Here is a 25607-nt window from a genome sequence, read left to right on the forward strand (position 1 = left end):
CGGGAAGTGATGGGCATCACCTTAAACCAATCCCTGCTGATTTCAAGTTCGGGGCAAATTCGCCCCGATGATGCCCATTATGATAACTGAAACTGGATTAATGTACTAGCATATTAGTACATGCGGCGATTCAGCCCCATGATGTCGAGGATTTTGGTAGCAATTTCTTCTACGGAATAGTTGGTGCTGTTCAGCCACGGGATCTGGTTTTTGCGGTACAGCGCTTCAACCTCGGAAACTTCCATCCGGCACTGGCGCATGGAGGCGTAGCGGCTGTTCTCGCGGCGCTCTTCGCGGATGGCGGCGAGGCGCTCCGGGTTAATGGTCAGGCCGAACAGCTTGTGCTGCAGCGGCTTAAGGGCGGCGGGCAGCACCAGGTTGTCCATATCGTCGGCAATAAACGGGTAGTTTGCAGCGCGAATGCCAAACTGCATGGCCAGATAGAGGCTGGTCCGGGTTTTGCCGCAGCGCGACACGCCCAGCAGGATCACCTGCGCCTGGTCAAGATTACGCAGCGAGATCCCGTCGTCGTGGGCGAGGGTGTAGTCAATGGCGGCGATACGCGCATCGTACTTGGTCAGGTTTCCGGGGTTCAGCCCGTGTGTACGGTGGGCGATAGGCGTGGGGTCGAGCTTGAGCTCGCTTTGCAGCGGTGCCACCAGCGCCTGCACGATGTCCTGACAGAAACCTTCACTTTGCAGAATGATGCTGCGAATTTCCGGGATAACAATCGAATAGAACACCAGCGGGCGCACGCCAGTTTGCTGGAAGATGGCGTCAATCTGGTCTTTCACCGCTTTGGCGCGGCTCTCATTTTCCACAAAGGGCAGCGTGATGCTGTTAATCGAAACGGGAAACTGCGACATCACCGCGTGCCCCAGCACCTCGGCGGTGATCGCCGTACCATCAGAAATATAAAAAACGTGGCGATCGACAGCACTATCCATTTTACTCACCCTGAATATCTAACCTAATTGTCTGAAAGCATAAATTAAAAAAGTTAATTGCACAGCAAAGAACTTATCTGAATTTAAAATGAAACGGTGTTTTTGATTTTCCTGAAAAGTGGATTTCATTTTTCAAATAGCGACTTTATTTTTGTGGTTTTTGGCTGAATATATAGGAATCATCGGTTTAGCGAGTGATGGGAAAGTATCCGAAAAGTTGAAAATTTAAATTGCTTACACGATTCACCGTTTTTTTAGCGGAAGTAAATATGCCAGTATAAATACGTAGTCAGGTGTTTCTTACTCCGATCAAATATCACAAAAGGATTGTTTCGATGTCCAACAATGGCTCGTCACCGCTGGTGCTTTGGTATAACCAACTCGGCATGAATGATGTAGACAGAGTTGGGGGCAAAAATGCCTCCCTGGGTGAAATGATTACAAATCTGTCCGGTATGGGTGTTTCCGTACCAAACGGGTTTGCCACCACCGCCGATGCCTTTAACCTGTTTTTAGACCAGAGCGGTGTTAACCAGCGCATTTACGACCTGCTGGATAAAACGGATATTGATGACGTCACCGAGCTTGCCAAAGCCGGGTCACAAATCCGCCAGTGGATCATCGACACACCTTTCCAGCCGGAACTGGAAAAAGCCATTCATGACGCGTACAACCAGCTCTCTGCTGACGATGCGCAGGCCTCCTTTGCCGTGCGTTCTTCTGCAACCGCAGAAGATATGCCCGATGCCTCGTTCGCCGGACAGCAGGAAACCTTCCTGAACGTTCAGGGTTACGATGCGGTGCTGGTGGCGGTGAAGCACGTGTTTGCTTCCCTGTTTAATGACCGCGCCATCTCCTATCGCGTGCACCAGGGCTACGACCATCGCGGCGTCGCGCTTTCCGCCGGCGTGCAGCGCATGGTGCGCTCGGACGTAGGTTCTTCCGGCGTGATGTTCTCCATCGATACTGAATCCGGCTTCGACCAGGTGGTGTTTATCACCTCCGCGTGGGGCCTGGGTGAGATGGTGGTGCAGGGCGCGGTAAACCCTGACGAATTCTACGTCCACAAGCCTACGCTGGCGGCTAACCGTCCGGCAGTGGTGCGCCGCACCATGGGCTCGAAAAAAATTCGCATGATCTATGCCCCAACCCAGGAGCATGGCAAGCAGGTTAAGATTGAAGATGTGCCGCAGGAGCAGCGCGACCGTTTCTCCCTGACCGACGCCGAAGTGGAAGAGCTGGCGAAGCAGGCGGTGCAGATCGAAAAACACTACGGTCGTCCGATGGATATCGAATGGGCGAAAGACGGTAACACCGGCAAGCTGTTTATCGTGCAGGCGCGTCCGGAAACCGTCCGCTCTCGTGGTCAGGTGATGGAGCGTTATACGCTGCACGCGCAGGGCAAAATCGTGGCGGAAGGCCGCGCCATCGGTCACCGTATCGGTGCGGGTCCGGTGAAAGTGATCCACGACATCAGCGAGATGAACCGCATTGAGCCAGGCGACGTGCTGGTGACCGACATGACCGACCCGGACTGGGAACCGATCATGAAGAAAGCGGCGGCCATTGTCACCAACCGCGGCGGTCGTACCTGTCACGCGGCGATCATTGCCCGCGAGCTGGGTATTCCTGCGGTTGTCGGCTGCGGTGACGCCACCGAGCGGATGAAGGACGGGCAGAACGTGACCGTCTCCTGTGCCGAAGGCGATACCGGCTACGTGTACGCCGACATCCTCGACTTCAGCGTGAAGAGCTCCAGCGTGGATACCATGCCGGACCTGCCGCTGAAGATCATGATGAACGTCGGTAACCCGGACCGCGCGTTTGACTTCGCCTGCCTGCCAAACGAAGGCGTGGGCCTGGCGCGTCTGGAATTCATCATCAACCGTATGATCGGCGTTCACCCGCGCGCGCTGCTGGAGTTTGACGACCAGGAGCCGAAGCTGCAGAACGAAATCCGCGAGATGATGAAAGGCTACGACTCACCAAGAGAGTTCTACGTCGGCCGTCTGACCGAAGGGATCGCGACGCTGGGCGCGGCGTTCTACCCGAAACGCGTGATTGTGCGTCTGTCAGACTTTAAGTCTAACGAATACGCCAACCTGGTGGGTGGCGAACGCTACGAGCCGGAAGAAGAGAACCCGATGCTGGGCTTCCGCGGGGCCGGACGCTACGTGTCCGACAGCTTCCGCGACTGTTTCGCGCTGGAGTGTGACGCGGTGAAACGCGTGCGCAACGACATGGGGCTGACCAACGTGGAGATCATGATCCCGTTCGTGCGTACCGTGGACCAGGCGAAAGCGGTGGTGGACGAGCTGGCGCGTCAGGGGCTGAAGCGCGGCGAGAACGGGCTGAAGATCATCATGATGTGCGAAATCCCGTCCAACGCCCTGCTGGCCGAGCAGTTCCTCGAGCACTTCGACGGCTTCTCTATCGGCTCGAACGACATGACGCAGCTGGCGCTCGGTCTGGACCGCGACTCTGGCGTGGTCTCTGAGCTGTTCGACGAGCGTAACGAGGCGGTGAAAGCGCTGCTCTCGATGTCCATCCGCGCGGCGAAGAAGCAGGGGAAATACGTCGGGATCTGCGGTCAGGGTCCGTCCGACCATGAAGACTTTGCCGCCTGGCTGATGGAAGAGGGGATTGATAGCCTCTCCCTGAACCCGGATACCGTGGTGCAAACCTGGCTGAGCCTGGCGGAACTGAATAAGTAACCGCGTAAAAACGGAAAAAGGCGAGGAGATATCTCCTCGCCTTTTTTTATTTCCATCCGAATATGCTCCCCATCACAAATAAAACAAAAAACCAAATATCATAATTTGTCTGTTAATTTAGACAATTGTTAGCGCGCAAAGCGTTGCTAATACTTGAGCCTTACTGCGCACTTCCCTTCAGATGATGCGCAACTGGTTGAAATACGTTTTAACCTGATAAAAAGGCAAATAACAATGACAATCTCCTCTGTATTACGTACGAAAGATAAAATAGGTTATGGCTTAGGTGATATGGCCAGCGCGCTGGTCTGGCAAACGGCGACATTATTTCTCGCCTATTTTTATACGGACGTTTTTGGCTTGCCCGCCGCGATTATGGGCACCATGTTTTTAGCGGTGCGCGTGGTCGATGCATTTATCGATCCCTGCATTGGTGCGCTCGTCGACCGCACGCAAACGCGCCACGGTCGTTTTCGCCCCTGGCTGCTGTGGTTTGCTATTCCATTTGGCGTCAGCTGTCTGATTACCTTCTATGTACCGGACGTCGGGCCGACCGGGAAAATCGTCTATGCGTGCGTGACTTACGCCATTCTGAGCCTTATCTACTCGGCGATTAACGTGCCTTACTGCGCCATGCCGGGGGCGCTGACGCTGGATCCCCGCGAACGCCACTCTCTGCAATCCTGGCGCTTTGGGTTGTCCTTTATCGGCGGGCTGATCGTGACGGTGATTGCCCTGCCGCTGGTGTCACAGCTGGGGCAAGGTAACGTACAGAAAGGCTATTTCTATGCCATGAGCCTGATGGGGCTGCTGGGTATTGTTTTATTCTTCTGCTGCTTCCTGATGACCCGCGAACGTTATTCACCACGAAATGATACCTCCGGCTCCATGCTGACGGATTTAAAACTGCTGACCAAAAACAGCCAGTGGCGAATTGTGTTCGTGTTTAATATTCTGCTGTTAACGGCTGTCGTGACGCGTGGCTCTGCCACCATGTATTACGTCAATTATGTGCTGCTGCGCCCGGAACTGGTCTTTGCCTTTATTGTTTCAGGCATGGTGGCCTCATTAAGCGGGGCATTATTATCTGAACGCCTGCTCGGAAAATTTGATCGCGTTCGCGCCTATCAGTGGACCATTATGACGTTCGTGATTTTCGGGGCGCTGATTTTCTTCATTCCGCCTTCGCAGGTCTGGCTGATATTCGGCCTCAACATCGTTTTTAGCTTTATTCAAAACCTGACCACGCCGCTCCAGTGGACCATGTTCTCCGACGTGGTGGATTACGAAGAGCATCGCAGCGGTCGTCGTCTGGACGGTCTGGTCTTCTCTACCGCGCTGTTTGCCATCAAGTTTGGGCTGGCGCTGGGCGGGGCCGTGGTCGGTTGGGTGCTTGGCATGGTGGATTACGCCCCGGGCCAGGTGACGCAAGCGCCGCACGTGCTCTCTACCATCAACGCGCTCTTTACGCTCATTCCTTGCGTGCTGTTCCTCTGCATGGTGGCGCTTCTTTCCATTTACAAACTCAACAGTCGGCTGGTGGATTCCATTGCCCGTGAACTTGCGGGCAAGCGTGATGTGCGTCCCGACGCGAGGCAGCTCAGCCCGGCAACCCATTCTGCAATACAGGAGTAAAACATGACGGCTATCTATAAGGACGCAGGACGTCCGGTACACGAGCGCGTCGCCGATTTACTGGCGCGCATGACCCCGGAAGAGAAGTTTGCCCAGATGCACGCGTACTGGCTGATCCTCGATGAAAACGGCAATCACCGCGAACGGAGCGATCTCAGCGATGAGTTCGCAGGCGTGAGCGAGCAGGCCTCGCTCAGCGAACGGCTGAAGCTGGGTGTGGGGCAGATCACGCGTCCGCTCGGTACGCATATTGTTGATGCGAAAACGGGCGTGCGCGCGGCCAACCGACTCCAGCGCATGATGATGGAAGAGACGCGTCTCGGTATTCCGGCGCTGTTCCACGAAGAGTGTCTGGTGGGACTGCTGTGCAAAGACGCAACACTGTTCCCGTCCTCGCTGAACTATGGGTCGACCTGGGACCCAGAGCTGGTGCAGCGGGCGGCGGAGCAGATTGGCAAAGAGGCGCGCTCGGTTGGCTGTCAGCAGGGGCTGGCGCCGGTGCTGGACGTGTCCCGCGACGTGCGCTGGGGGCGTACCGAAGAAACCTTCGGCGAAGATCCCTGGCTGGTGGGGGTGATGGCGACCGCCTACGTGAAGGGGTTACAGGGCGATAAACGCGACCTGCTGGCGACCCTGAAACATTACGTTGGCCACTCGTTTAGCGAAGGGGCGCGCAACCACGCGCCGGTGCACCTCGGGTTTAGCGAGCTGAATGATACCTTCCTGCTGCCGTTTGAAATGGCGGTGAAGCTGGCAAACGCCGGTTCGGTCATGCCCGCCTACCATGACATTGATAATCAGCCGGGTCACAGCGACAGCTTCCTGCTTACCACCGTCCTGCGTGAACAGTGGGGATTCGATGGGATTATTGTGGCGGACTACGGCGGCGTCAGCCTGTTGCACCAGCACCACGGGATTTCCCACGACGCGGCCGAATCTGCTGCGCTGGCGTTCAACGCCGGGCTGGACGTTGAGCTGCCGAAAGATGACTGCGCGCGCCATCTGGCGGAAGCGGTAGAGCGTGGGCTGATTTCGATGGCGAAGGTGGACGAGATCGTGGCGCGTACGCTGACGGAAAAATTCCGCCTTGGCCTGTTTGAACGTCCCTATGCCGATGAGCAGGGCAGCGATCTGCAAAATGAGACGACCCGGCAGGTGGCGCGTGATGTCGCGACAACGTCGATCACGCTTCTGGAAAACAATGGCATTCTGCCCCTCGGCGGAAAGCCTCGCGTTGCGCTGGTCGGCCCGACGGCAGACGATCCGCTGGCGTTACTCAGCGGTTACAGCTTCCCGGTACACCTGATCATCAGCGACATGGTGGAAGAGACGTCGCAGGTGACGACCCCGCGCGCGGCGCTGGAACACTATCTGGGTGCATCGAACGTGCGCTATGCCAAAGGGTGCCACATCATTGAAAAACGGATGGCGGGCGCGCCGGTCTTCCCCGGCGACAGTGGTGGTAAGCCGATGCAGCAGTCGCCGGTTTCACTGAGCACCGCACTGATCCCCGAGGCGGTAGACGCCGCGCAACAAAGTGACGTGGTGGTGGCCTGCGTTGGCGATCTGGCCGGGCTGTTCCAGAGCGGCACCGTGGGTGAAGGCTCAGATACTGACTCATTGAATCTGCCTGGCGTGCAGCAACAGCTGCTGGAAGCGCTGGTCGCCACCGGTAAACCGGTGATCGTAGTGATGACCGGCGGGCGTCCGTACAACCTTCAGGGCCTCGAAGATAAGGTCGCGGCGCTGATGATGGCCTGGGCGCCCGGGCAGGAAGGGGGCTGGGCGATTGCGGACGTGCTGACGGGGCGGGCGGAGCCGCAGGGGCGTCTGGTGGTGAGCGTGCCGAAAAGCGCCGGAGCAATGCCGTATTACTACAATCACAAGCTCAAAAGCGGCGGCACGCCGTTTGCGTTCCATTTCGGTTCGCGTTACCCGTTTGGCTTCGGCCTCGGCTGGACGCAGTTTAGCTGGGGACCGGCAAAAGTGGCGGCATCCAGCGTGCCGGTCGACGGCGAGGTGACGCTGAATGTGGATATCACCAATACCGGTGAGCGCAGCGGCAGCGAGGTGGTACAGGTTTACGTCAGGGATAAGGTCGCCACGCAGGTGCGGCCGCTTCAGGAGCTGAAGGCCTTCCAGCGCGTCACGCTCTCGCCGGGCGAAACCGCCACGCTCACCTTTACGCTACCGGTTGAGATGTTCAACTTTACCCGTCGCGACGGGAAACGCATCGTTGAGCCGGGTGAGTTTGAACTGCAGGTTGGCGCATCGTCGGGGAATATTCGCGAGGCGGTGATGGTCAATGTGACAGGGGAAACGCGGGTATTGCCTGCTGAGTGGCGGATGCTTAGTACCTGTCAGGTTAGGCGCGTGTAGTCAGGATAAAAAAAAAGCCCATCGTGGGAGATGGGCAAAGACTACACACAGCAATTCGTTGTTTCACTCAGGGGATTTCCATGCTTATAAATCAAGGTGTTGATTTATAACCGTGTCCTAATAGTAGGCATGTCGGCTTTTAGCGTCGATCAGATTCGTCTCAATAGTTAAAGAGACGTAAAGATTTCTTGAGGTTAGCAGCGGACTTGCTGCTGAAATGGCGGGTCTGACCAGTGAGCAATGAATAAATACTTTAGCAGCGTTAAAGTATTATGAGGGGGAACGTAGGCCGGGTAAGCGCTAGCGTCACCCGGCAAAAAAACTTAATGCGTGTTCTTCTCTTCCAGCTCTTCCAGTTCGCTCAAAATCACGTCCGGGTCGGTACCCGGAGGGGGAACTTCATGCACCCAGGCCGAGAAGAGACGCCATGTCACTGCGAGCAGCACCGGGCCGATAAAGAGGCCGATCATCCCAAACGCGATTAACCCGCCGATAACGCCTGACAGGATCAGAATCAACGGTAAATCAGCACCCATGCGGATCAGTATCGGGCGAATGACGTTATCCATGGTGCCGACTACGCAGCTCCAGACCAGAAGCACAGTGCCCCAGGTGGTATCGCCCGTCCAGTAGAGCCAAATGATGGAAGGCACCAGCACCAGCAACGGTCCCAGTTGCGCAAGACAGGTCATCAGCATGACAACGGTGAAGACGGTAGCGTACGGCACGCCGGAAATGGCCAGACCGATACCGCCCAGCACCGCCTGCACCAGCGCGGTCACCACCACGCCCAGCGCAACGGCACGGACGGCTTGCGCAGCCAGCAGCACGGCGGCATCGCCGCGTTTACCCGCCAGTCGGGTGGCAAAATGACGCACCCCAAGGGCAACCTGCTCACCGCGCCAGTACAGGAGCGCGCTAAAGACCAGCATCAGCGCGCAGTGCATCATAAAGCGACCAATATGCGCCGCCTGACCGACAAACCAGGTGGTGGTGGTGCCAATATACGGCCGCACTTTCGCGATCAGCGCGCTGCCGCCCATCTCCAGCAGGCTGTGCCAGCCGCTATAGAGTTTTGCACCGACCAGTGGAATGCTGTTAAGCCACGCGAGATCCGGCAACGTCAGATCCCCGCTGGTGGCGGCACGGATAACCGGGCCACTGGAGTCGACAAGACTATTTACCAGCAGGGCAATCGGAATAATAAACAGCATGAACAGCAGCAGCGTCATGACCAGCACCGCCAGGCCACGGCGGCCAAACAGCAGTTTCTGCAGCCGTAATAGCAGAGGCCAGGTGGCGACGACAACGGTAGCGGCCCACGCAAAGCCAAGCACGAAGGGTTGAACAATCCACAGACACGCAATAATCATCAGGGCTAAAAACAGCACCGACAGCAAAATTTGCGCAACATCCCTGGGCTGACGAAGATTAACCATAAACGTAACTTTCCTTAAATGAACACCAGCATGGCTGGCGAGAACGTGAACCGCCTTTCTCTAATCATTAGTGATATCAGCGATTTTTGACAGGCGGATTTTGCCCGTAATTCTGCTGAGCGCATAAGAAAAAAATGTGATAAAAAGTTGTGATACAACGCAAACGATTTCCACAACAACTCTAATTAGGGTCGACAGTGATGATCCCACAGATTTCTCAGGCACCTGGCGTCGTTCAGCTGGTGCTTAATTTTTTGCAAGCACTGGAGCAACAGGGTTTTACAGGTGATACCGCCACGAATTATGCCGACAGGCTGACAATGGCGACCGATAACAGTATCTACCAGCTTCTCCCCGATGCCGTCGTTTTTCCACGCTCTACAGCGGATGTGGCGCTGATTGCCCGTCTGGCCTCGCAGGAGCGCTTCACCTCCCTGGTTTTCACACCCCGTGGCGGCGGTACCGGCACCAACGGGCAGGCGCTGAACCAGGGCATCATCATCGATATGTCCCGCTATATGAACCGCATCATTGAAATCAACCCTGAAGAGGGATGGGTGCGCGTGGAAGCGGGGGTTATCAAAGATCAGCTTAATCAATTCTTAAAACCGTACGGCTACTTTTTTGCGCCGGAACTGTCGACCAGCAACCGGGCGACCATTGGCGGGATGATCAATACCGACGCATCCGGTCAGGGCTCTCTGGTCTACGGTAAAACTTCCGATCACGTGCTGGGCGTGCGCGCGGTGCTTCTGGGGGGCGACATCCTCGATACCCAGCCAATGCCGGTCGAGCTGGCCGAGACGCTGGGTAAAGAGAGCACGGCGAGCGGGCGGATTTATCGCACCGTGCTGGAGCGCTGTCGCGATAACCGTCAGCTGATCCTCGACAAATTCCCGAAACTGAACCGCTTCCTGACGGGTTACGATCTGCGTCACGTCTTTAACGACGACCTGACCCAGTTCGATTTAACCCGCGTGCTGACCGGTTCGGAAGGTACGCTGGCGTTTATTACCGAAGCGCGTCTGGATATCACCCGGCTGCCGAAGGTGCGTCGCCTGGTGAACGTTAAATACAACTCCTTCGATTCTGCCCTGCGCAATGCGCCGTTTATGGTGGATGCGCGGGCGTTGTCGGTGGAAACCGTTGACTCAAAAGTGTTGAACCTGGCAAGGGAAGATATCGTCTGGCATTCGGTCAGTGAGCTGATTACCGATGTACCCGACAAAGAGATGCTCGGTCTGAACATCGTTGAGTTCGCTGGCGATGACGCCGAACTGATCGAACGTCAGGTTAGCACGCTGTGCCAGCGGCTGGACGAACTGATTGCACGTGGTGAAGGCGGCGTGATCGGCTGGCAGCTGTGCAACGATCTCTCCGGCATTGAGCGTATCTACGCGATGCGTAAAAAAGCGGTGGGGCTACTCGGGAATGCGAAAGGGGCCGCGAAGCCGATCCCGTTTGCCGAGGATACCTGCGTGCCGCCGGAACATCTGGCGGATTACATCGTTGAATTCCGCGCGCTGCTGGACAGCCACGGCCTGAGCTACGGCATGTTTGGCCACGTGGACGCGGGCGTGCTGCACGTGCGTCCGGCGCTGGATATGTGCGACCCGCAGCAGGAGATCCTGATGAAGGAGATCTCCGACGACGTGGTGGCCTTAACCGCCAAATATGGTGGCCTGCTGTGGGGTGAGCACGGCAAAGGGTTCCGCGCGGAGTACAGCCCTGCGTTCTTCGGGGAGCAGCTCTTCGGTGAACTGCGTAAGGTCAAAGCGGCCTTCGACCCGGATAACCGCCTCAATCCCGGTAAGATTTGCCCGCCGGAGGGCGTTGACGCGCCAATGCTGCAGGTGGATGCGGTCAAGCGCGGCACCTATGACCGACAAATCCCGATTGCGGTGCGCTCTTCCTGGCGTGGCGCGATGGAGTGCAACGGCAACGGCCTGTGCTTTAACTTCGATGTGAAGAGCCCGATGTGTCCGTCGATGAAAATCACCAGCAACCGTATCCACTCGCCAAAAGGGCGTGCGACGCTGGTGCGCGAGTGGCTGCGACTGCTGGCGGACCGCGGCGTCGACCCGCTCAAGCTCGAGCAGGAACTGCCGGAAAAACGCGCCAGCCTGCGTTCCCTTATCGAACGCACCCGCAACAGCTGGCATGCGAATAAAGGCGAATACGACTTCTCGCATGAAGTGAAAGAGGCCATGTCCGGCTGCCTGGCCTGCAAGGCCTGTTCGACGCAGTGTCCGATCAAAATCGACGTGCCAGAGTTCCGCTCGCGCTTCCTGCAGCTGTATCACACGCGCTATCTGCGACCGATGCGCGACCATCTGGTGGCGACGGTGGAAAGCTACGCCCCGCTGATGGCGCGTGCGCCGAAGACCTTTAACTTCTTTATCAATCAGCCGCTGGTGCGCAAGCTTTCCGAAAAACATATCGGCATGGTGGATCTGCCGCTGCTCTCGACACCGTCGCTGCAACGCCAGCTGGTGGGACACCGCTCGGCAAACATGACGCTGGAGCAGCTTGAAGCCCTGAGTGATGCGCAAAAAGCCAACGTGGTGCTGGTGGTGCAGGATCCGTTTACCAGTTATTACGATGCACAGGTGGTGGCCGATTTTATCCGTCTGGCGGAAAAAGTGGGCTACCAGCCGGTTGTGCTGCCGTTCTCCCCGAATGGCAAGGCGCAGCACATTAAGGGCTTCCTGACCCGTTTTGCGAAGACGGCGCAGAAAACGTCTGACTTCCTGAATCGCGTGGCGCAGCTTGGTATACCCATGGTCGGCGTCGATCCGGCGCTGGTACTGTGCTACCGCGATGAGTACAAGCAGACGCTGGGCGAAAAACGCGGTGATTTCCACGTCATGCTGGTACACGAGTGGCTGCCTTTAGCGCTACAGCAAACTGCCGCACGAGAGGCCAGCGGTGAGCCATGGTATCTCTTTGGCCACTGTACTGAAGTCACGGCACTGCCGGGTGCACCTGCCCAGTGGGCCGCTATTTTTGCCCGTTTTGGCGCGAAGCTGGAAAACGTCAGCGTGGGCTGCTGCGGTATGGCAGGTACCTACGGGCACGAAGCGAAAAACCACGCCAATTCGCTTGGGATCTATGAATTATCGTGGCAACAGGCGATGCAGCGTCTACCGCGTAACCGCTGTCTGGCCACGGGGTATTCGTGTCGCAGCCAGGTGAAACGCGTTGAGGGTAACGGCGTTCGCCATCCATTACAGGCTTTGCTGGAGATTATCGGATGATCTGGAAACGTGCGGTGACGCTGCAGGCGTTAAACGCCATGGGCGAGGGAAACATGGTGGGGCTGCTGGACATCCAGTTTACCCGCATTGGCGAGCATGAGCTGGCAGCGACGATGCCCGTCGATAGCCGCACGCATCAGCCGTTCGGTTTGCTGCACGGCGGTGCGTCCGTTGTGCTGGCCGAAACGCTGGGTTCGGTTGCGGGCTATCTCTGTACCGAAGGGGAGCAGAAAGTTGTCGGGCTGGAGGTGAACGCTAACCATATCCGCTCTGTTCGCAGTGGGCGCGTGCGCGGTATTTGCCGCGCGCTTCATGCCGGGAGCCGTCATCAGGTGTGGCAGATCGATATTCTCGATGAGCAGGAACGCCTGTGCTGCTCCTCAAGACTGACGACGGCAGTTGTGTAAAGTTTCCTGATGTTTTTGCCCATGGTCAAAAACTAGCCAGCGCGTTGTGATATACTGGCCAGGATTTGTACATAAGCGAGGACATCATGGATACTGAAATAACCCCAACCCAACTGGCAATTGAATATTTACGTCGCGATAAGAGCAACCTGTCTCCGGCGCAGTACCTGAAAAAACTGAAACAACTTGAGCTGGAATTTGCAGATTTGCTGGCGCTCTCTTCAAACGAGCTGAAAGAAGAGATCTATTTTGCCTGGCGGTTGGGCGTTCACGTCCATTGAGTGCGAATGAAAAGGCCGCGTATGCGGCCTTTTTTGTGTCTGGAATTCAGTATTTGGCGGGAAGCTTATTGATTTTTATCAGCCTGCCTTCATCGATTTCAATAAATCCGCCTGTTTTTAGATCGGCCAGAATGCGCATAACGCCACTGCGCGAGAGCTGCGTTTTTTCCCTGATATACCTTTCTGCCGTCACGCCGAGCCGATAAGCCTCATCTTCCTCCATCAGCTTAAGAAGCTGCTGGCGAATCATCTCATACGCCGTCGGTGCGCCTTGTGGCATTACGTTGTTATACAGTCGGCTATAGACAAACATCAGCTGGTTAGAAAGCAGGCCCCATAACGCTTTCTCTTTAATAATTTCACTGACCTTCTCGGTAGGGAGAATGCCAATCAGGCATGGGCTCACGGTTTTGATGTAATCATTGAAATAAATGTCCGTCAGATTCGCGAGACCAAACAGAGCAGGGCTGCGGGCGGTGGAGAGCATCATGTCATCGCTTCTGCGGTAGACGGCAATTGTCCCCTCCAGAATTAAATAACAGATCCCCTTGCCGTTGACCTGAAGATCGAATTGCTCACCACGGCCTGTTCTGCGCGCGGTGCAGTACGGCTCTAAATAAGAGATCAGTTCCCGGGCGTAGGGAGAGCCGCGATGTTGTTGTGCTGAAGACATTGTCTGAAACCTGAAAAAAGATCGGACTGATTATAGTGTCGCTCTTATCCTCCACCTTCTCCAGATATAAATGTGAGGTCAGTACTTTCGGGGCAAGTGATGGATATCCATCAGCACTCCGCGCGCCATAGTGATGTATTTACCCGTTCGTAACTCCGCCAGAATACGCATAATACCGCTACGGGAAAGATAGGTCCGGCTTTTGATATAAGCCGCGGCGGTCGTGTTGAGCCTTATCGCCTCAGGCTCCTGCATCAGTTCAACAAGCTGAAAGCGGATGATGTCGTAAGCCGACATTTGCGATATCTGGGCACAGTGTTCATAGACGCGTGAGGCGGTATAGATCAGCAGGTTAGAAAAATGCTCCCACAGATTTTGCTGCGCAACGATGCAATTAAAACGCTCCAGCGACACAGCCGCGACTTCGGAGGTTTCCAGCGCCCTGACATAAAGATGCTCAGAGGAGAACTGGCTGCTTACACCCAGAATAAAGGGCGCTGATTCAGAATTTAAGACAATACCATCTCCACGGCGGTGTAATGCCACGCTCCCCTGGATCAGTAAAAAACACTGGCGAATATCGCTCTTGTAATAGTGAACCACTTCCCCTCTGGACAGTATTTTTCTTTCTGCTGAAGGAAGTAGGGTATCGATAATTTTTTCAATGTGCTTATAGGGTTTTAGGTGGAGCACGGTGGAATTGTCTTTACTATATTCTGTAGCCATTCTGGTATTCATCAGCTGCCTCATTCACTCATGCGATCATTTTTTGATCGGCATAAAGAATTATCTTAAAAAACAGCATTTCAGGGAATGATCGAAGCAGGTCTAATAATAGACTTGTGGATGTGTAAAATCTAATCTTATGAATTTAAAGGATTTGTATTAAGAGTCTAAAAGTAGACCCTGAATAATCTGTCTAAGGTTTATCTAAAAGGAGATGTTTCGCGATTGTTAAATGTCAGTCTACAGCTAGACCTCAAAAGAATTGTGTGCGGAATAAGAGTTGGTTAAATTTTGACTCGTCGACAGGAATGCTCAGACTTCTATTTGTGAGTCATTTATCGGGTTCCTGACAAAAATAAAAGGCAACGCTCAGGTTGATTGAAGCTTGTGGGGAACGTTTGCCCGGATTTCAGTAATAAATAAAGTGATACAGGGTAGGATATGATGAAAAAGAAAATGATGATGGCAATGCTGGCAGTGAGTTCTGCACTGCCGATGACGCAGGCTTTTGCTGCAGCGGGTACCGTTAATTTTAACGGTAATATTCTGGATTCCGCCTGCGACGTTGATGTGGCTTCTCAGAACCAGGTCGTCGTATTAGGCGATTATTATAAAACTGAATTCCCGACAACGGGAGCCAGAACCGCTGCCACACAATTCAGTATTGTATTGAAAAACTGTCCGGTCACGGTGACTAACGCGAAAGTGCGCTTTGACGGTACGCCTGATTTAAGCAACGCCAGCCTGCTGGCAATTGACTCCTCGGTGGCAGGGGCGGCAACAGGGGTGGCAATCAACCTGATGAGCGCCGATAAGGCCGATCTGCCTCTGCATGGCAGCAACAGCTATTCCTATGCACTGAGCAGCACCGCAGATAATACGCTGAACTTCTATGCGCAGTATATTTCGACCGCCGCGTCAGTCACTGCCGGTCCGGCAAACTCGGTCGCGAACTTCTCCGTGGTTTACAACTGAGTTTTTGCAGCAATCAGTAGGGGCCCCAACCCGGCCCCTTTGTTTTAAGAGGTTTTTTCCCATGCATTTTATCAGAACAACAGGGCTGGCGGTGGCGCTGTTACCGTTGGCATTAATGACGGCCAATGCCGGGGTTATTATTGGTGGTACGCGCGTTATTTTCGAGGGTGCGAAGAAAGAAGCTACAATCAATATTACTAACCCTGACAATACTCCTTATTTAATCCAGTCCTGGATAGATATGCAGGATGGGGTGTCGGGTAAAGCGCCGTTTATTATTACGCCGCCGCTGTATCGCCTGGACGGTGGACAAAAAAACCTTGAGCGCATTGTAATGACGAGTTCCCTGCCTCAGGAGCAGGAAAGTTTATTTTGGTTGAATATTAAAGCGATTCCCTCAGCCTCAAAACAGATGAACGCCCTGCAAATTGCGGTAAAGACGCGGATTAAATTAATTTATCGGCCTGAAGGTCTGCGTGCGTCAACTCCGGAAGAACAAGCGAATAAATTAACGTGGCAACAATCCGGGAATGCGATTCAGGTGAATAATCCCACGCCCTACGTGATCAATTTCAATGAGATTACCCTGGGCGGGCGAAAACTTGATGATGTGACCTATGTTTTACCCGGCGCATCAGCCCGGTTTTTATTACCTGCAGGGGTGAGTGGTCATTCTCTCACATTTAAAGTCATTAATGACTATGGCAGTCCTGGCACCGCACATCAAGCCAGTTTCTGATGCTCGTGCATTCATTAGGTTTCCTGCAATGACAACCTCAACGCATAGGATACGGCCTGCTCGTCTGGCGATATTTATCGCCTGCGCACTTGCCGGTTCATCACCGGCACTTTATGCCAGTGAAACGTTTAATACGGAACTGGTTGAGCTGGATAATCCTGGAATGGGCAAAGCAGACCTGTCGGCTTTTGAAACAGGCTCTCAGGCACCGGGAACGTACCATGTTGACATCATTCTTGACGACCAGTTAATGGAGACCCGCGATATCGCCTTTGCCGCAGTGAAAAGCGACAACGGTAATGAGATATTGCAGCCTTGCCTGAGTATCGACCAGTTAAAACAGTGGGGAGTGAAAACCGCGCTATTTCCTCAGCTTGCTTCGGGAAAAAGTGCCTGCGCGGATCTTCAGGCCATTCCGCAAGCCAGTACCGATTTTCAGTTTGGCGCTCAGCGCCTTCTGATCAGCATTCCACAGGCGGCGATCGATCTGCCCGCGCGAGGCTATGTGTCGCCAGAGATGTGGGATGAGGGGATCGCGGCGGCCATGCTCAATTACAGCCTGAGCGGCGCGAACACCCGGGCGAGCCACGGTGAAGGCAACAGTAGCAACAGCCGATATGCCAACCTGCGTCCGGGGATCAATATCGGTCCGTGGCGTCTGCGCAATTACTCCACGTGGTCACGGGACGGTTCCGGTCAGGACAAGTGGGACACCGTCTATACCTATGCGCAGCGTGCCGTGATCCCCCTGAAAGCACAGCTGACGCTTGGAGACAGTTCTGCACCAGCTGACGTGTTTGACAGTATGCCGTTTCGTGGTGCTCAGCTGGCATCTGATGACGACATGCTGCCAGATTCCCTGAAGGGGTATGCCCCAGTCGTGCGGGGTATCGCGCGCACCAATGCGCAGGTTGTGGTGCGGCAGAATGGTTATCAGATCTACCAAAGCTACGTAGCACCCGGTGCATTCGAGATTACGGATATGTATCCGACCGGAGGGGCTGGCGATCTGGACGTGACGATCAAAGAAGCCGATGGCAGCGAGCAACATTTCATACTGCCGTATGCGTCGTTGCCGGTACTGCAGCGTGAAGGCCGTCTGAAATATGCCCTCACCGGGGGGCAATATCGATCCTATAACCACAGCGTGGACAACACGCCTTTCGGGCAACTTACCGGCATTTATGGCCTGAAGCACGGGATCACCCTCTATGGCGGAGTGCAGGGCTCAAGCAGATATCGTTCGCTGGCGATGGGGGTGGGTAAGAACATGGGCGATTTCGGCGCGCTCTCAGCAGACGTCACGCAGGGCTGGTCAACGCCGGATAACACAGCCAAAACCAACGGTCAGTCCTTACGCGCGAGGTATAGCAAGAATTTCGTGAATACCGGGACGAACGTTTCCATCGCGGGATACCGCTATTCAACCCGCGGTTATTACGGGATGCAGGAGGTGCTGGATTCTTACGGAGACAGCAGCGCGCTTCAGGAGAGGCGGCGTAACCGCGCAGAGCTGACGATGAGCCAGACGCTGGGCGTCGACCTTGGGTCTCTAACCCTTAGCGCGGCGCGGGAAGATTACTGGAACACCGGTAAGTCGATGGCTTCCTGGAGTGTCGGATACAACAACGACTGGCATAACATCAGCTACGGGGTGACCTGGACATACAGTAAAAATGCCAGCGCTGCGTCATACGGCAGCGGGAGTGGGAAAACCTATGACCATGACCAGCAGCTGGCATTCAACGTCAGCGTGCCGCTGGATAAATTCCTGCCGCGGACGTGGGCCAACTATGCCATGAGCGCCAGCAAGAATAACGGCACCACGCACAATATCGGCATGAACGGCGTTGCGCTCGAGAACACCGCGCTCAGCTGGAACGTGCAGCAGGGTTACGGCACGAACGGCGTGGGTTACACCGGCAACATGAACGGTGATTACAAAGGCACTTACGGCGAACTGACGGCGGGCTATGGCTACGACAAAAACAGCGAGCGTCTGAATTACGGGCTGCAGGGGGGCATACTCGCACACGCCGATGGCGTCACGTTTTCTCAGCCGCTGGGTGAGACGAATGCCCTGATAAAAGCGCCCGGTGCGCGAGGTGTCGATATCCGAAATCAGTCCGGAGTACGTACGGATTATCGCGGTTATACGGTGGTCAGTAATTTGTCCGTGTACCGAAAAAACGATCTCATCCTCGATCCGGAAAATATGCCTGACGATGTTGAGCTGGAGATCAATACCCGTACGGTCACCCCGACGCGCGGGGCGGTGGTGAGAGCGGACTACCTTTCCAGAGTCGGACGTCGGGTGCTGATGACCCTGACAGACAACAACCGCCCCGTCCCGTTTGGCGCCGTGGTCACCCTCGCGGGTGAGCGTAACAGCAGTTTCATCGTGGGCGATCGCGGCCAGGTGTATTTGACCGGCATGAGCGAGCAGGGGACGTTAGTTGCGACCTGGGGAAACCAGGACAGTCAACAATGCCGTGCTGATTTCAATCTGCCGAAACAATCTACCTACAGTGGAATAACGGACGTGAGTGCCACGTGTCGCCAGGAGCATTAACATGAAATTCATTCAGGCTATTTTACTGCTCTGTTTACTCACGGGCTGGAATAACAGCGTGCGTGCAGGGACCTGCACGACAATAATACCGCAAATTTCCACGCTGTCGGTGGGCACGATAAATGTCCAGCGCGATGCGCCTGTCGGGACGGTGGTATTTTCCGGCGCGGCCACCTATACGGGATCCTATCTTACCGGATGCAGTAATCCATTAATGCTCGGATTTAGCATGCGCTATAACAACGCCACGTTGAGCAGCTACGGCAACCATGTTTACAACACCAATATCAGCGGAATTGGGATTCGTTTTTCTTCGAATAACAACTTTGAAAATCCGGCCAATACGTTTTCTTATAATGCGCAGACCTCTTATGTTGACTGGTACGGCGGCCAAATTGAACTTGTGGTCACCGGTCCGGTTTCGTCTGGCGCCTTAACGCCGGGGGTCATAGGCGTAGTGACGCTTCAGGGGAGCGACGGCGTCTACCGCGACGGCCTGACGACCCAGCTCACCAGCGGGACGATCAATGCGCTTGTATGCAGTATTACCACGCCTCAGCTGACGTTCCCCATTGGCGATATCTCGGCCTCAGCGTTTGGCACGGCGATCGGAACCACGCCCACGGGCGCGCAGAATACGCAAAACCTTGGGTTAACCTGCACCCCCGGAACCAATATTAGCGTTTCGCTTGGCGGAATTCAGAACCCGGACAGCAGCAATACCAGCGTAATGGCGCTAACGGGACAGGGTATGACCGGTACGGCAAAAGGCGTGGGCGTGCAACTTTTATATAACGGCACGCCGCTGGTGTTGAATAGCCGCCTGCTATTAAAACAATCTTCGGGTGGACAAGAGACGCTGCCGTTAACGGCGCGATATTACCAGACGTTAACGTCTGTCGAATCCGGCGCGGCCAATGCCTCTGCCACGCTTAATTTGACCTACCAGTAGCAGGTAAATGATGAAACTCTCACACAAGAAACTGCTCCTTCTCGCCTTGCTGAGCTGGAAGGCCTTTTCCGCCGATAACGTGAGTCTTGACGTGACGGGAAATATTGTGGCCTCGCCCTGCATATTTAATGGCGGGAATACGCAGCTGGATATTAATCCCGGCAATATTCAGGCGACAAACATGGTGACGCCGGGTTCATCCTCCGACCCGGTGACATTTAATCTGCAGTTTACGCAGTGTCCCGCGGGGACGCGCAGCGTGACGGTCTCCTTCACCGGAAACCCCGATCCGGTTGCCGGGGCGGACTACTACATGAACAGCGGCTCGGCAACGAACGTGGCGGTTGCCATGCGTGAGGCGGGGACCGGCATGCTCAAAGGAACGGGCTCCAGCATGACGCAAAATATTGCAGCAGACCGAACGGCCAGCATGCCCATGCAGGCATCGGTGATATCCCAGGCCGGTGGCGCGACGCCGGGAAGCATCAGCGCGGTTGTTGTGATGACGATGCAATACAACTGAATGCCGGAAAGCGCATTTATCATGAGACGTGGGGGAGCTATGTTGAATATCCTGATTCAGGAAACGGATTTATTCTTTCAGGCTGGGCTGCAGTATTTTTTCGAGGATTTCTTTGAGCATAATTTTCATCGACCCATCCATTTTAACGCAGGCCTGACCGAGGACAACGTCATTCAGGCCGATATTATTGTCCTTTCGCTCTGTCAGGGTGAAACGCTGACCTGTTTTCCTGAATTGCAGGTCCGGGAAAAAGGGATTGTGATAGGTCTGGTGGATGATGAGCACCGTTTTTCCGCGTTGCCCTCCTGTTTTCAGGACATCATTTTCCTCTCTCGCCGTGCTTCGCTTGATCGTATAAGCGGCGCATTGTTCATCGCCTTGTTCAGGACGCAATTACCGGGATACACCTGGAATAAAAAATCCTGTTTCGAATGCCAACATAAAGTCCTGTCACCGCAACAGATTCGAATTATGGTGAATTTCTATCAGGGGCACTCGGTTGTGCAGACCGCCAACATATTAAAGATGAGTGATAAAACGGTCTTTACCCATAAATATATGATGATGCAGAAGTTTAACCTGCGAAGTGATTACGAGTTGATCGTTCTGCTCAGAAGGTTAATGGAGAAAAAGAGTCGACCAAACCTGCTTCGCGATTACCTGGAAAATAATTATGCGTAACGGCTAATGGTCTGAATAACCCACTGTTCTGTTGAGTTATGGCGCTATCGATTTCGCCTGAGGCAATGTTATTTTCATGGGTTTTAAATAATGACCCATTCGTATGCAAATTCATAAGACCATCAAGCCGATTTTTGTGAGTAAATTCCAGTGCGTCGGGCCTGAGTGCCTGATGTCCTGTTGCCGTGGTTGGACAATTTCCATTGATAAGAAAACACATGGAAAATACATTTCCTCAACGCATTCGGACATTTCTCGCCTTGCGAAAGCGAACCTCATTCCACTGCGCAAAGGGAAAAATAACTATTCGAGAGTGAAGCTGGATGAGAAGGGAGACTGTCCCTTTATCGACGAAAATAAACTCTGCCTGATTCACCGTGAATTAGGGGAAAGCGCGCTGTCCCACACCTGTAGCACCTATCCGCGAGGTTCAACCCGCTACGAAGATGAAACCCGGCACACGATGACGCTCTCCTGTCCTGAAGTGGTTCGGTTAGTGCTCTTCGACGCGGATGCGATGCTGCTTCAGGAGCAGGAAACGCTGCGGGCAGTCTACAAAACTAACCTCATCGGACGTCGTCAGTCTATGACTGACGTGACTCAGGTTATCCATCTTTTTGCCTGGAACTTAATCCAGTCTCCATCTCTTAACGTTGAAGAGAACCTGATGGCGCTGGCGCAGTTTATTTTATGCCTGCAGCACGTAAATTTCGACTTGCATAACAAATTTGAGCAGGTTGAAGATTATTATGAAATGCTGATGGCTGAATTGAAAAATGGCCATTCTCTCTTACAGGCCAATAATATTGGTCAATCAAATGCGATGAAGTATCTTGCCTTGTCCGTTATGGGGACGAATGTTGCACGTTTTTCCGCGAGAGAAGAGACCATCCTGAAAGGGCATAAAGCCATTGCTGACTATCTGGATTTCGCTAATCATCATGATACGGTGGAGCTGGATAAAAAATTTGCTGGCCTCAATCTACAGTGGCGCGGATTATGCGAGAACAGCTGCTTGTCCGAACCGCACGTCTTACGTAATTACTTGTTATATAAACTGTATAGCAGCTATTTTCCGGGCAACAGCAACGACACTATTTTGCGTCAGTTTTATCGCATGGTTCTGGAATTCTACTATCTGAAAGTCTTCATTAGTGTGAAATCGATGCAGGAAACGATCGACCAGCAGGTCGTCATGAAAACCATCGCAGGCTTTTCGGAAAAGACGATGCATAACCAGAGCATGGATGCACGACTCGATTTTGCGATTGATAAAATTAACGGCGGGGATGATTTATCCTGTCTGCTGCTGATTGGTTAAACGAACCGTGGTAAGAGGCTCGCGGTGCGAGCCTCATTTCCTCACACATTTACCGCACTGATTAACCGCGACTTCATGGACTGGTAGGCCGACGCCGCAAAGTCCTCGGCCCAGCGCTGATCCTCAATCGCCTCCAGCTGCACCGCACAATACTTCGTTTCCGGCGTTTTGGAGACAGGGTCGAGGTTATCCTGGGTCAGCTCGTTGCAGGCGCCAATCCACCACTGATAGGTCATGTAGACGGCTCCGGCGTTGATGCGTTCGCTGATGCTGGCGCGGGTTATCACTTTACCCCGGCGTGAACGTACCCAGACCAGTTGGCCGTCTGCAATTCCCAGTTTATAGGCATCGGCGGGGTTCATCTGGACGCGTCCAGGCTCGTCGGCCAGGCTTTGCAGCGCCGCGCAGTTTCCGGTCATGGAGCGGCAGGAGTAGTGGCCCACCTCGCGTACGGTGCACAGCACCAGCGGGTAATCCTCATCCGGGGTTTCCGCTGGCGCGCGCCAGGCGGCGGCGAAAAGTTGCCCTTTGCCCGTTGGGGTGTCGAACTGATTGTCCTTGTACAGGTAGGGCGTACCGGGGTGATCGAGCGTCGGGCACGGCCACTGAACATGGCCCATCTCGCCCATTTTTGCGTAGGTCACGCCGTAGAACAGCGGGCACAGCTCGCGCATTTCGTCCCAGATCTGCTGGTTGTCGTCGTAATGCATCGGGTAGCCCATCTCCGTCGCCAGCAGGCTGATGATCTCCCAGTCGCGCTTCACGTTGCCGCTGGCCTCAATGGCTTTCCCGAAACGCTGGAAGCCGCGATCGGCGCAGGTAAAGACGCCGCCGTGTTCACCCCATGAGGTCGCCGGTAACAGCACGTCCGCCACTTCCGCCGTTTTGGTCATAAAGATGTCCTGAACCACCACAAAATCGAGCGCGTCGAAACCGCGACGGACCAGGCCGAGATCGGCTTCTGTCTGAAGCGGATCTTCCCCCATGATGTAATACGCTTTGACCTTACCTTCCAGCGCAAGATGCGGCACCTCGGTGATGCGCGTCCCGATGCGATCGTCCATTCTGTTGACGTCTACTTTCCACACATCGGCAAATTTCTGTCTGACCGCCGGGTCCGTTACCTCCTGATAGCCGGGGAACATATTGGGCAGAACGCCCATGTCACACGCGCCTTGAACGTTGTTTTGCCCGCGCACCGGGCCAACGCCGACCGCCGGACGGCCCAGGTTGCCTGTCAGCAGCGCCAGGCTGGAAAGGCCTTTCACCACATCAACCGCCTGACCAAACTGGGTAACACCCATCCCCCACATTACCGTCGCTGACGGTGCCGCCGCGAACGTGCGCATTGCCTGACGCACATCGCGTGCGGGGATGCCGGTCAGATGCTCCACGCGCTCTGGCGCGTAATCTTTGACGATCTGTCGGTACGCCTCCAGCCCTTCCGTAAAACGTGCGACGTAGTTTTTATCGTACAGTTCCTCTTCCAGCAGTACATAGCCAAAGGCATTCACCAGTGCCATGTTGCTGCCGTTTTTCAGCTGAAGATGCTGATCGGCAATGCGTGCCGTTTCAATGCGACGCGGATCGCAGACGATGATTTTTGCGCCATTCTCACGCGCTTTCAGCACGCGCCGGGCGACGATAGGGTGAGAGTCTGCGCAGTTATAGCCGAACACCAGCAGGCATTTTGAGTTTTCAATGTCGTTGATCGAGTTACTCATGGCGCCGTTACCGAGCGTCTCCTGCAAACCGGCAACCGAAGGGCCATGGCAGACGCGCGCACAGCAATCGACGTTGTTGGTATTAAGCACGGCACGGGCGAATTTCTGCATGACATAGTTGGTCTCATTACCCGTTCCTCGCGAGGAGCCGGTGGTCATGATTGACCGTGGACCGAACTGTTCTTTGATGCTCTTGAGCCTGTGGGCGGTATAGCGAATGGCCTCTTCCCAGGTGACGGGGGTGAACGCCTCTCCTTTGTGGTAGCGGAGCATGGGCTGCGTCAGGCGGGGGGTGAGCAGGCGGGTGTCGTTAAGGAAATCCCAGCCGTAGAATCCTTTCAGGCAAAGCGTGCCCTGATTGGTGATGCCGTCTGCTGCTTCGGCTCGGATAATACGGTTATTTTCAACGACGAGGTTAAGTTTGCAGCCTGCACCGCAGTACGGGCAGACGCTGGCGATTTTTTTCATCAATAACAGACCTGTTAAGAAATGAAGCAATGTTTAACTGGAAAGCCCAGTCCCTTATTGGGCTTAAGCAGGATCCATGCCACATTGCTTGTGCTTGATTTACAGGATGTTATGGAAGGAGGACGTGTCATCGTCAGGCTGTTCGTCAGAATTGACGATGACACGCTCGCTTTTTTGTGAGGAGGGGGTCAAAGATCGTCCATGGTGTAACCGACGACGATTTCCAGCGTCTTGCGGATCACATCCGCCTGAACGACATCGTCAGTTGCTTCCAGCGTCTGGATCAGCCAGAGGATAATGGCCTTATTGGTCAGATGTCCTTCAGAGGCAAGGACACAGCGTACTGCAGTAGAAAAAACAGCGGACTCTTCAGCAAAACGTTCGCCTGCATGACGGAAGTATTCCGATAACGCACTGTCTAGAAAAGCAGAGTGAAATTCGGGTTGAAGCTGAATATTTTGTCTCATTTGTTCTCACCGTAGCTGTATGGTTGCAGTCAATGTATCTTCTTTGGATCGGACGGTTTTCCATTACCCAATAACGGCACTACATTGTCTCGACTCTCTCTGAGAGATCCCTCTCTTTTTGGTCGTCCGTGTGCGGTTCTGCGACGTTTAAAGGCGAGGTCATTTGAACCGATTTCGGCAATCACCCTCGCAAGTGTCTCCCGCCGCTGGGGATCCTTTTCATGTGCTTTCATACTGCGCAGACGCTGGATGAGACCTTCGGTTGTCACGGGGCCACGCTCTCTCAGAAGAGAAAGAACGGCTTCACCGATTAGCTGGTCGATCAGGCGATCTGCGTCACTACTGTTCATCACGTTACCGTTCGAAAAGCAGTCCAAGCAGCATGTGATAATGCTGTTCCTCTTCCGGGCCTTCAGCCCTTTCGAGGCGACTTAAAAGTTTGGTACAGAGCGATTTGCGATTGAGATGTCGCCCGTCGCTAAGAATTTCAACAACCACCTGACCCAGCGTCTCCTGCTGAGTAGGTAGCGCGGCTTTCTCGAAGTACTGCGCGATTGCTGCTGCTGAATCTGCGACATAACCGTTCTGGTTCATGTTTCGCTCCTGTAAATATCCGTAATCAGTAACGTTACAATTAAGGTATACATATTTTTCAAATCTGTACATTCAAAATGTACAGATTTTTAAATTTTTCTTGATATATTTTATAATTTTTATAAATATCAGT

21 protein-coding genes and 1 other RNA gene are annotated in these 25607 nt (G+C 54.3%); 13 read left to right on the forward strand and 9 right to left on the reverse strand.

All coding sequences use genetic code 11. The annotated features are described in order from the left end of the window. Positions 1 to 113 precede the first annotated feature (113 nt). Positions 114 to 947 carry a posphoenolpyruvate synthetase regulatory kinase/phosphorylase PpsR gene (ppsR, locus tag ENTMO_RS0110310; RefSeq protein ID WP_010430176.1) on the reverse strand — a complete coding sequence of 278 codons (834 nt, stop codon included), beginning with the start codon at positions 945 to 947 and terminating at the stop codon, positions 114 to 116. Positions 948 to 1282: 335 nt separating this feature from the next. Between ppsR and ppsA the strand changes: the two genes are divergently transcribed. The 3 genes from ppsA to ENTMO_RS0110325 all read left to right on the forward strand — a co-directional run bounded on the left by ppsA (position 1283) and on the right by ENTMO_RS0110325 (position 7675). Further along, positions 1283 to 3661 carry a phosphoenolpyruvate synthase gene (gene ppsA / locus ENTMO_RS0110315; protein ID WP_010430177.1) on the forward strand — a complete coding sequence of 793 codons (2379 nt, stop codon included), beginning with the start codon at positions 1283 to 1285 and terminating at the stop codon, positions 3659 to 3661. Positions 3662 to 3895: 234 nt separating this feature from the next. Then, positions 3896 to 5296: an MFS transporter gene (locus ENTMO_RS0110320; protein ID WP_010430180.1), complete on the forward strand. Its 1401-nt coding sequence runs from the start codon at positions 3896 to 3898 to the stop codon at positions 5294 to 5296. A 3-nt stretch (positions 5297 to 5299) separates the two neighbouring features. After that, positions 5300 to 7675: a glycoside hydrolase family 3 N-terminal domain-containing protein gene (locus ENTMO_RS0110325; protein WP_010430182.1), complete on the forward strand. Its 2376-nt coding sequence runs from the start codon at positions 5300 to 5302 to the stop codon at positions 7673 to 7675. A 6-nt stretch (positions 7676 to 7681) separates the two neighbouring features. Here the strand turns inward: ENTMO_RS0110325 and rprA are convergent. Continuing rightward, positions 7682 to 7789: antisense sRNA RprA (gene rprA / locus ENTMO_RS25215), an RNA gene on the reverse strand. A gap of 209 nt (positions 7790 to 7998) precedes the next feature. Beyond that, positions 7999 to 9114 carry an AI-2E family transporter YdiK gene (gene ydiK, locus ENTMO_RS0110330; RefSeq protein WP_010430184.1) on the reverse strand — a complete coding sequence of 372 codons (1116 nt, stop codon included), beginning with the start codon at positions 9112 to 9114 and terminating at the stop codon, positions 7999 to 8001. 200 nt (positions 9115 to 9314) lie between these two features. On the opposite strand from ydiK, the gene ydiJ reads away from it, so the two are divergent. The 3 genes from ydiJ to ENTMO_RS0110345 all read left to right on the forward strand — a co-directional run bounded on the left by ydiJ (position 9315) and on the right by ENTMO_RS0110345 (position 13059). Further along, entirely contained in the window at positions 9315 to 12371 is a 3057-nt protein-coding gene (ydiJ, locus tag ENTMO_RS0110335; RefSeq protein ID WP_010430186.1) for a D-2-hydroxyglutarate dehydrogenase YdiJ, read from the forward strand. After that, entirely contained in the window at positions 12368 to 12778 is a 411-nt protein-coding gene (gene menI, locus ENTMO_RS0110340) for a 1,4-dihydroxy-2-naphthoyl-CoA hydrolase (protein WP_010430189.1), read from the forward strand. Before ydiJ ends, menI begins: the two co-directional genes overlap by 4 nt. Before the next feature lie 86 nt (positions 12779 to 12864). Further along, positions 12865 to 13059 carry a YdiH family protein gene (locus tag ENTMO_RS0110345; protein WP_010430192.1) on the forward strand — a complete coding sequence of 65 codons (195 nt, stop codon included), beginning with the start codon at positions 12865 to 12867 and terminating at the stop codon, positions 13057 to 13059. Between the two features lie 46 nt (positions 13060 to 13105). Here the strand turns inward: ENTMO_RS0110345 and ENTMO_RS0110350 are convergent, their stop codons facing one another. Further along, positions 13106 to 13732 (reverse strand): helix-turn-helix domain-containing protein, encoded by a 627-nt coding sequence (locus ENTMO_RS0110350; protein WP_010430194.1) that lies wholly within the window; start codon positions 13730 to 13732, stop codon positions 13106 to 13108. A gap of 78 nt (positions 13733 to 13810) precedes the next feature. Next, positions 13811 to 14470, reverse strand: coding sequence for a helix-turn-helix domain-containing protein (locus tag ENTMO_RS0110355; protein ID WP_010430197.1), 660 nt, complete (start codon positions 14468 to 14470; stop codon positions 13811 to 13813). Positions 14471 to 14902: 432 nt separating this feature from the next. On the opposite strand from ENTMO_RS0110355, the gene ENTMO_RS0110360 reads away from it, so the two are divergent. The 7 genes from ENTMO_RS0110360 to fliB all read left to right on the forward strand — a co-directional run bounded on the left by ENTMO_RS0110360 (position 14903) and on the right by fliB (position 22221). Next, the gene (locus ENTMO_RS0110360) at positions 14903 to 15433 is read left to right on the forward strand and encodes a fimbrial protein (RefSeq protein ID WP_029485046.1); all 531 of its coding nucleotides are present in this window, start codon (positions 14903 to 14905) and stop codon (positions 15431 to 15433) included. 61 nt (positions 15434 to 15494) lie between these two features. Further along, the gene (locus ENTMO_RS0110365) at positions 15495 to 16172 is read left to right on the forward strand and encodes a fimbrial biogenesis chaperone (protein WP_010430201.1); all 678 of its coding nucleotides are present in this window, start codon (positions 15495 to 15497) and stop codon (positions 16170 to 16172) included. A gap of 28 nt (positions 16173 to 16200) precedes the next feature. Continuing rightward, positions 16201 to 18744, forward strand: a complete 2544-nt coding sequence (locus tag ENTMO_RS0110370; protein WP_029485047.1) for a fimbria/pilus outer membrane usher protein — start codon at positions 16201 to 16203, stop codon at positions 18742 to 18744. Position 18745: 1 nt separating this feature from the next. Beyond that, a complete protein-coding gene (locus ENTMO_RS0110375; protein ID WP_010430207.1) occupies positions 18746 to 19696 on the forward strand; it encodes a fimbrial protein in 951 nt (316 codons plus the stop codon). A 10-nt stretch (positions 19697 to 19706) separates the two neighbouring features. Next, entirely contained in the window at positions 19707 to 20219 is a 513-nt protein-coding gene (locus tag ENTMO_RS0110380; RefSeq protein ID WP_029485048.1) for a fimbrial protein, read from the forward strand. A 39-nt stretch (positions 20220 to 20258) separates the two neighbouring features. Then, on the forward strand, positions 20259 to 20900 hold the full coding sequence (locus tag ENTMO_RS0110385; RefSeq protein WP_010430212.1) for a helix-turn-helix transcriptional regulator: 642 nt from the start codon (positions 20259 to 20261) through the stop codon (positions 20898 to 20900). A gap of 103 nt (positions 20901 to 21003) precedes the next feature. Beyond that, positions 21004 to 22221, forward strand: coding sequence for a flagellin lysine-N-methylase (gene fliB / locus ENTMO_RS0110390; protein WP_010430213.1), 1218 nt, complete (start codon positions 21004 to 21006; stop codon positions 22219 to 22221). A gap of 41 nt (positions 22222 to 22262) precedes the next feature. Here the strand turns inward: fliB and fdhF are convergent, their stop codons facing one another. The 4 genes from fdhF to ycgZ form a co-directional block, all read right to left on the reverse strand. Then, positions 22263 to 24413, reverse strand: a complete 2151-nt coding sequence (gene fdhF / locus ENTMO_RS0110395; RefSeq protein ID WP_010430214.1) for a formate dehydrogenase subunit alpha — start codon at positions 24411 to 24413, stop codon at positions 22263 to 22265. A gap of 188 nt (positions 24414 to 24601) precedes the next feature. Continuing rightward, positions 24602 to 24880 carry a biofilm development regulator YmgB/AriR family protein gene (locus ENTMO_RS0110400; protein WP_010430215.1) on the reverse strand — a complete coding sequence of 93 codons (279 nt, stop codon included), beginning with the start codon at positions 24878 to 24880 and terminating at the stop codon, positions 24602 to 24604. A 29-nt stretch (positions 24881 to 24909) separates the two neighbouring features. Continuing rightward, on the reverse strand, positions 24910 to 25230 hold the full coding sequence (locus tag ENTMO_RS26545; RefSeq protein ID WP_010430217.1) for a hypothetical protein: 321 nt from the start codon (positions 25228 to 25230) through the stop codon (positions 24910 to 24912). Positions 25231 to 25234: 4 nt separating this feature from the next. Next, positions 25235 to 25474: a regulatory protein YcgZ gene (ycgZ, locus tag ENTMO_RS0110410; RefSeq protein WP_010430219.1), complete on the reverse strand. Its 240-nt coding sequence runs from the start codon at positions 25472 to 25474 to the stop codon at positions 25235 to 25237. Positions 25475 to 25607: the final 133 nt, after the last annotated feature.

The sequence above is a fragment of the Enterobacter mori LMG 25706 genome (genome assembly GCF_000211415.1).
Lineage (GTDB): Bacteria > Pseudomonadota > Gammaproteobacteria > Enterobacterales > Enterobacteriaceae > Enterobacter > Enterobacter mori.

What these genes read in the sequence shown, in the direction of transcription:
- ppsA (WP_010430177.1), top strand. Translation starts at nt 1,283, where the DNA reads ATGTCCAACAATGGCTCGTCACCGCTGGTGCTTTGGTATAACCAACTC.
- ENTMO_RS26545 (WP_010430217.1), bottom strand. Translation starts at nt 25,230, where the DNA reads ATGAACAGTAGTGACGCAGATCGCCTGATCGACCAGCTAATCGGTGAA.
- ENTMO_RS0110400 (WP_010430215.1), bottom strand. Translation starts at nt 24,880, where the DNA reads ATGAGACAAAATATTCAGCTTCAACCCGAATTTCACTCTGCTTTTCTA.
- ENTMO_RS0110365 (WP_010430201.1), top strand. Translation starts at nt 15,495, where the DNA reads ATGCATTTTATCAGAACAACAGGGCTGGCGGTGGCGCTGTTACCGTTG.
- ENTMO_RS0110360 (WP_029485046.1), top strand. Translation starts at nt 14,903, where the DNA reads ATGAAAAAGAAAATGATGATGGCAATGCTGGCAGTGAGTTCTGCACTG.
- ENTMO_RS0110320 (WP_010430180.1), top strand. Translation starts at nt 3,896, where the DNA reads ATGACAATCTCCTCTGTATTACGTACGAAAGATAAAATAGGTTATGGC.
- menI (WP_010430189.1), top strand. Translation starts at nt 12,368, where the DNA reads ATGATCTGGAAACGTGCGGTGACGCTGCAGGCGTTAAACGCCATGGGC.
- ENTMO_RS0110325 (WP_010430182.1), top strand. Translation starts at nt 5,300, where the DNA reads ATGACGGCTATCTATAAGGACGCAGGACGTCCGGTACACGAGCGCGTC.
- ycgZ (WP_010430219.1), bottom strand. Translation starts at nt 25,474, where the DNA reads ATGAACCAGAACGGTTATGTCGCAGATTCAGCAGCAGCAATCGCGCAG.
- ydiK (WP_010430184.1), bottom strand. Translation starts at nt 9,114, where the DNA reads ATGGTTAATCTTCGTCAGCCCAGGGATGTTGCGCAAATTTTGCTGTCG.
- ENTMO_RS0110355 (WP_010430197.1), bottom strand. Translation starts at nt 14,470, where the DNA reads ATGAATACCAGAATGGCTACAGAATATAGTAAAGACAATTCCACCGTG.
- ENTMO_RS0110380 (WP_029485048.1), top strand. Translation starts at nt 19,707, where the DNA reads ATGAAACTCTCACACAAGAAACTGCTCCTTCTCGCCTTGCTGAGCTGG.
- ENTMO_RS0110385 (WP_010430212.1), top strand. Translation starts at nt 20,259, where the DNA reads ATGTTGAATATCCTGATTCAGGAAACGGATTTATTCTTTCAGGCTGGG.
- ENTMO_RS0110375 (WP_010430207.1), top strand. Translation starts at nt 18,746, where the DNA reads ATGAAATTCATTCAGGCTATTTTACTGCTCTGTTTACTCACGGGCTGG.
- fdhF (WP_010430214.1), bottom strand. Translation starts at nt 24,413, where the DNA reads ATGAAAAAAATCGCCAGCGTCTGCCCGTACTGCGGTGCAGGCTGCAAA.
- ENTMO_RS0110345 (WP_010430192.1), top strand. Translation starts at nt 12,865, where the DNA reads ATGGATACTGAAATAACCCCAACCCAACTGGCAATTGAATATTTACGT.
- ENTMO_RS0110370 (WP_029485047.1), top strand. Translation starts at nt 16,201, where the DNA reads ATGACAACCTCAACGCATAGGATACGGCCTGCTCGTCTGGCGATATTT.
- ppsR (WP_010430176.1), bottom strand. Translation starts at nt 947, where the DNA reads ATGGATAGTGCTGTCGATCGCCACGTTTTTTATATTTCTGATGGTACG.
- fliB (WP_010430213.1), top strand. Translation starts at nt 21,004, where the DNA reads ATGCAAATTCATAAGACCATCAAGCCGATTTTTGTGAGTAAATTCCAG.
- ydiJ (WP_010430186.1), top strand. Translation starts at nt 9,315, where the DNA reads ATGATCCCACAGATTTCTCAGGCACCTGGCGTCGTTCAGCTGGTGCTT.
- ENTMO_RS0110350 (WP_010430194.1), bottom strand. Translation starts at nt 13,732, where the DNA reads ATGTCTTCAGCACAACAACATCGCGGCTCTCCCTACGCCCGGGAACTG.